The organism is Moorena sp. SIO4G3 (genome assembly GCF_010692305.1).
GTDB lineage: Bacteria > Cyanobacteriota > Cyanobacteriia > Cyanobacteriales > Coleofasciculaceae > Moorena > Moorena producens_A.
The window spans coordinates 1-6,329 of sequence record NZ_JAAHIG010000459.1; the positions used below are offsets into that span (position 1 = coordinate 1).

At 45.4% G+C, this 6,329-nt stretch carries 2 protein-coding genes and 1 pseudogene; 1 reads left to right on the top strand and 2 read right to left on the bottom strand.

The window, feature by feature from the left end:
• Nucleotides 1-143 precede the first annotated feature (143 nt).
• Nucleotides 144-1,438 (top strand): annotated as a pseudogene (locus F6J99_RS39880) (RNA-guided endonuclease TnpB family protein).
• Between the two features lie 285 nt (nucleotides 1,439-1,723).
• Here the strand turns inward: F6J99_RS39880 and F6J99_RS39885 are convergent.
• Nucleotides 1,724-4,654 (bottom strand): cation-translocating P-type ATPase, encoded by a 2,931-nt coding sequence (locus F6J99_RS39885; RefSeq protein WP_293121699.1) that lies wholly within the window; start codon nucleotides 4,652-4,654, stop codon nucleotides 1,724-1,726.
• A gap of 420 nt (nucleotides 4,655-5,074) precedes the next feature.
• A partial coding sequence (locus F6J99_RS39890; protein WP_293121701.1) for a ShlB/FhaC/HecB family hemolysin secretion/activation protein occupies nucleotides 5,075-6,329 on the bottom strand: 1,255 nt, incomplete at its 5' end.

Consider the following 6,329-nt stretch of genomic DNA (forward strand, 5'->3'; position numbering starts at 1 on the left):
ATCACGCTAATCACAAAGATTTAACCAAAGGTGCGCTTGACCCGTAATTAAATTCGCCACGGGTCGCACCTCTTTTATGCATAGCCGACTAACCATAAAGGCTTCTTTATTCTAAGGTTTCATCTCCAACAAGGTTGAGTGCAATGAGACATAAAGCCGTCAAGGTTAGAATGTATCCTACACAAGAGCAAGTTCAAGTGTTAGCTCAGCATTTTGGATGTGCTCGCTGGTGGTGGAACTATGCCTTGAATCAGTGCATAGAAACCTACAAAGAAACTGGCTTTGGGCTAAAACAATCTGCACTCAACTCTATGTTGCCGAAACTCAAAAGACAAAAAGAGACTGAATGGCTAAAAGATTGTTACTCTCAGGTACTGCAATCTGTGAGTCTCAATCTTAGTCGTGCTTACCAAAATTTTTTTCAGGGAAGAGCAAAATACCCTAGATTCAAGTCATACCATCATCGCCAGTCAATTCAGTATCCCCAAAACGTAAAACAGGTAGGCGATTGCCTTAAATTTCCTGGAAAACTAGGGGTTATAAAGGCGGTAATTCACCGACCACTGGATGGAGAAATTAAAACTGTGACAGTCAGTAAAACTCCTTCCGGAAAATATTATGCTTCTGTGTTAATGGAGTATAAGAGTGATGGAGTAAAGCTATCCACTGACGCAGGTGCGCTTGACCCGTAATTAAATTACGGGTCAAGCGCACCTAAGGTGATCGGTATTGATTTAGGTATCAAAGATTTTGCGATTACCTATAACGGCGAAAAGACTTCTAAATTCAGTAATCCCAAGCATTTGGCTAAGTATGAAAAGAGGTTAGCCAAAAAACAGCGTATTGCTGCCCGAAAAACAAAAGGGAGTAATGGACGCAAAAAGGCCAGAAAGATTGTAGCTAAGGTATACGAGCGAATTGGAAATGTCCGCCAAGACTACCTGCACAAGCTGTCTAGAAAGATAGTAGATCAGAATCAAGTAGTGGTAGTCGAAAACCTAAATGTCAAGGGCATGGTTCGTAACCATAAATTAGCTAAGGCAATTTCTGATCTGGGCTGGGGAACCTTTGTTAATTTCCTGTCTTATAAATGCGAAAGCGATGCAGCGCGGTCTTGGGGGTTTCCCCCATGAGCGACTGCATCAAGACAGAGAAGGGAAAGCATTAGTAGAGATAGATAGATGGTTCCCCAGTTCTAAAACTTGCTCTAATTGTCATTACCAAATCAAAGAGTTGCCGCTTGAGGTCAGGACTTGGACTTGTCCAAGTTGTGGAACTCACCACGATAGAGATGGTAATGCGGCAAAAAACATTAGAGCAGCAAGGTTTCAGAATGCTATCCTCCTCTGGGACGGGGGAGGTCAACGCCAGGGTCGAAGAAGTAAGACCAAGACGCGGACGTCCGTCCAAGTTAAGGCATTCTTCCGTGTTCGCGTAGCGTGGCCAAAGGCCAAGCTGGAAGCCCCGACCTCTACGTAGTAGGTCGGGGTAGTTCACGATTAGAAGTTTGATCTGAACTGAAAAAAATATCTAACCGTCCAACCTTTAAGCTGCAACCTTGGCCAATAGGCCACGCGATCGCTGAAAGCGGGACTTCCTCCATCGCGTTCAACCAGCTAACCTTGACCTTTCGGCCACGCTACGCGAACAACCTTCAACCAGCTAACCTTCAACCAGCTAACCTTCAACCAGCTAACCTTCAACCTCCCAACCTCCCAACCGGCTAATCTGCAGCTTTTCCCTTGCTAGACCAACGAATAAATAATTTCTCCAGCTCAACCCAAACAAATAGTGATGTACTAAAGCCAAGACAGACAGCGAATTCCATCATAGTCAGAGGTTCAGTGCCAAAGAAGTCTTGCAAAAAGGGTACATAAACCAGTAACAGCTGTAAGAGAGTAGTTACAGTAACTGCCAACAGCAAATAAGGGTTAGAGAATGGGTTTAATTCCAGAGTCATGCGTTTGTTGGAGCGGACTGCCAGGGCGTGACCCATTTGAGCAATACATAGGGTAGTAAATACCATTGTCTTCCAGTGAGGGAAGTATCCGTAGGCAATTGCCATTAAGGTAATGTTGAAAATGGCAAAAACAATACCAATGCGCACCATATAAGACCCCAACCCTCTGGCAAAAATACTTTCCCGAGGACTAAAAGGCGATCGCTTCATCACATCGGGTTCTGCTGGTTCCACGGCTAGGGCAAGAGCGGGTAAACCATCAGTGACTAGGTTCATCCAGAGAATTTGTAAGGGAGTGAGCGGAACATCTGGTAGTCCCATGATCGGGGCTGCGGCAATAGTTAATACCTCACCGATGTTACTGCCCAGGATGTATCTAATAAAGCGGCGAATATTGTCATATACTGTCCGACCTTCTTCTGTGGCAGCAACAATGGTGGCAAAGTTGTCATCTAAAAGCACCATATCGCTGGCTTCTTTACTGACATCGGTTCCGGTAATTCCCATAGCAATACCAATGTCAGCTTGCTTGAGAGCGGGTGCATCATTCACCCCATCTCCGGTCATGGCAACAAATTTACCCCTACCCTGGAGTGCCTGAACAATTCTGAGTTTGTGTTCCGGAGCAACACGAGCATAAATGCTGACTTGGTCTACCTGTTCCTCTAGATCGAGCTGGGAAAGCTTTTGTAACTCCTGACCAGTCAGGACCTGATCACTTTGATTAGCAATTCCCAAATCCTGGGCAATCGCTCTAGCGGTAAGTTTGTGATCTCCAGTAATCATAATCGGACGAATTCCAGCATTCCGGCACAGCTGAACTGCTTCTCGTACCTCTGGCCGTGGAGCATCCAACATTCCCACTAACCCCAACCACACCAACCCTTGCTCTAAGGTTTCATGGTCTGCTTCTGGAGCTGATAAGCGATCTAGGGACTTATAGGCAAAACCTAGGACTCGCAAACCAGCCCCTGCCATTTGGTTATTCTGTTCCAAAATCTGTTGCCGCTGGTCTTCTGTCAAGGGTTGACACCCTAGAGTTCCTCCTGCTAAGTCATCATTATGTACTGATGAAGTACAATGCTCTAACACCAATTCTGGAGACCCTTTGGTCAACATCATGTAACTTGTCAGTTCTGGGTTCTCGGTTGTTCGCGTAGGGTGGCCTATTGGCAAAGGTTGTTCGCCTTTGGAATTCGAGTAGGGTAGCTGAGCAGGTAAGTTAGCAGGTTGACAATTATCTGGAGAACTATCCCACTGACAAATCACACTCATACGCTTGCGCTCAGAAGAGAAGGGAATTTCATCCACACGAGAATACTGTTGACTCAGGGGTTCCTTATCTACACCCCCTTTACCAGCCAGAGCAATTAATGCTCCTTCTGTGGGGTCTCCTAAAATCTTCCACTCCCCCTGTTCATACTGTAAGATGGCATCATTACACAGAGCACAAGCTAGAAGTAGGGGTTCGAGTTCGGGATACTGTTCTGTAGCAATGGGCTGATTGTCTAGGAGAAATTCCCCTACAGGTTCATAACCATTCCCAGTCACCTGAATACTAGTGTTGAGGGTATCCACCCGTTGCACAACCATTTTGTTTTGGGTTAGGGTACCAGTTTTATCAGAACAAATGGTAGTCACACTTCCTAAGGTTTCCACAGCTGGTAGTTTGCGGATTAGAGCATGACGGCGTACCATTCTCTGGGTTCCTAGGGCTAAGGTAACAGTCACCACCGCTGGCAAGCCTTCTGGAACTACAGCAACTGCCATACTTAAAGAAACTTCTACCAGTTGTTGGAACACACTCAAGTCCCAACCGCTTACGCCCAAGCCAATGATAATTACTAGTGCTACTAGCAACAGCGAACCGGTTACCAAGACTGTTCCTAGCTGAGACATGCGCTGTTGCAGAGGTGTAGGTTCACTTTCCACCCCTTGTAGCATCTGGGCAATTTTACCCAGTTCCGTATTCATCCCAGTACCAGTAACTAGGACTTTACCTCTGCCTTGGACAACTTCAGTTCCCTGAAAAACTAAATTAATGCGATCGCCTATGGGAGTATCTTCCGATAGCTCCACCTCTACGGTTTTATTGACAGCATTAGCTTCCCCAGTCAGTGCAGATTCTCTGACCTGCAAATTCGATGCCTCGATCAGCCTACCATCTGCTCCAACTTGTACCCCAGCTTCCAGCAACATCATGTCCCCTGGCACAAGCTGTTGACTATCTATCTCTAAGGTACGACCATCCCGCAGCACTCGTACCTTAGGCGATGCCATACTTTTCAGGGCTGCTAGGGCTTTTTCAGCACGGCTTTCCTGGAGATACCCGAGGATGCCATTAAGAATCACGATTGAGAGGATAGCAATCGTATCTTTGAAGGGGAATTCACTGGCCTTTTCTGAGGCTTGTTGCAGATTGATCAGATCTAAAATCCCGGAAACTATCGCTACTGCAATCAGCATCAGCAGCATGATGTCCTTGAATTGATCAAGGAACATTGCCCAGGAACTGCGCTTTGCTTTTTCCTCTAGTTCATTTAAGCCATAGTATTGTAAGCGCTGTGATACCTGTTGAGAGGTCAAACCGACTTGAGGGTCACAGCCTGATTCTGCTAGAGAATTTTCAACAGATTGGGTGTACCACGCTTTTAACGGGTCAGGCAATAAATTAGATTGGGTCAATGGATTCACCGGCAATGTTTGCTTTTAGATGATATTCATTCGATCATAAAAATTTCCTAGGGAGTTTGGAAACCAAGACTATAATCGAATCTAGGGCAACAAAATACCACCAGATGCAGCAAGTGAAGATCTGTTGTTAAAACTCTGTATTCTAAAGATAGGCAGTTGGCGCTAATCCTAGTAATTTAGTCCGTATTTGATCAGGTTTTATTTACTGTTGAAGCTCAAGGGTTGACTATTAACGGTAATCGTCAGAGTTGAAATAATTTAATCTAGAGTTTATCATACCTATGAGGTACAGATATTTTTTGTCATTATTACCTATTACCAGCTCCGAAGCTCCCTGTTCCCTGTTCCCAGCTCCGCTGTTCCCTGTTCCCTAAAACCCAGAAAGTTGTACCTCATGAGGAAAGATAATTGCTATATTGATTAATATTGATAGCGAACATTGAAGTAGAAGCCCTCATCCTGGGCATTGTTACTGCGATCATCCAAATCAACCAGAGGAATGCCATAGTCAAGTCGCAGATTAAGCCCTGTCACTGGCTGCACAATTAGCCCTAAGCCAATACCCGCTAAAAAGCGTTGTGACGGTAACGTATTAGGATTGTCAGGGTTATTCCAGACATAACCCATGTCGAAAAACGGAATTAGTTGTAATGCGGGGTCATCGTCTACGTCTCGATGTAAAGTGATACGGTCTTCAACAGAGAATCGTACTCCATTGTCCCCTGCTCTGATATTTTGACGGTAGCCCCTCAGGGATTGACCACCCCCAAGCAAAAATTGTTGGGGAGGCAATAGGCTATTGGGGGTAAGCTGAACTTCGGTTCCCATAATTAAGAAATTATCCTCTGAGAGAATCTGCAACCGCTGTACTTGACCTACCCAGCGAAAAAAGCGCCCATCAGGTATAGGATCCGGGTTGATAGTGGCATCAAACCAGCCAGTTCCGAGACTCAAAAGCGATCGCAAAAACCAAGTTCCCTCCAAATCCCGACGTAGATACTCTTGTTCAAACTTAATCACGCTCAGGGTAGTCGAGCCATCTTGATCTGGACCAAAGCCAAACCCAAGAGGCTCATCACCCAAAAAAGTCTGACCATCTCTGTAGCTGAATCCTAGAGACAGAGCAAATTCTTCCCGAGGTGTGCGGTACAACGGCTGACGAAATCGAATTTCATATAGCTCAGATTCTCCCTCAATATCAAAAACATTGAATGGTGCTTGAGTCACCCGATTACGGTCGATCACTGTTCGCAGTTCTAAGGTACCATTTCGGGGATTGAGGGGAAAGCGATAGCCAATATCAAAAATATTAGACCCCCCAGTGGTCGAACGGCGATAAGTGAAAGAAATTTCATCCCCATTGCCAGTTAGGTTGAGATGCCGAAGATTAAAGCTCATTCGTTCAGAACCAATACTAGGAGGTGAGTAGTTATCAACCCATACACTGCCTTCGAACGGATTAGCTTCCACAACACGAACAATCAGAATGCTCTGTCCTACTTTTGTTCCTTTGCGCAGGCTGGCTTCTATACTTTCCAACTTTGGGTCAAGCCGTAACAATCGTAATTGGTTTTCCAAATCAGTAGTATTGAATGGTGTTCCAGTACCTAACTGGACACGGCTGCGGATATAGTTGGCATTGAGGCGGCGTGTTCCTTCAACTTCGATCTTTTCA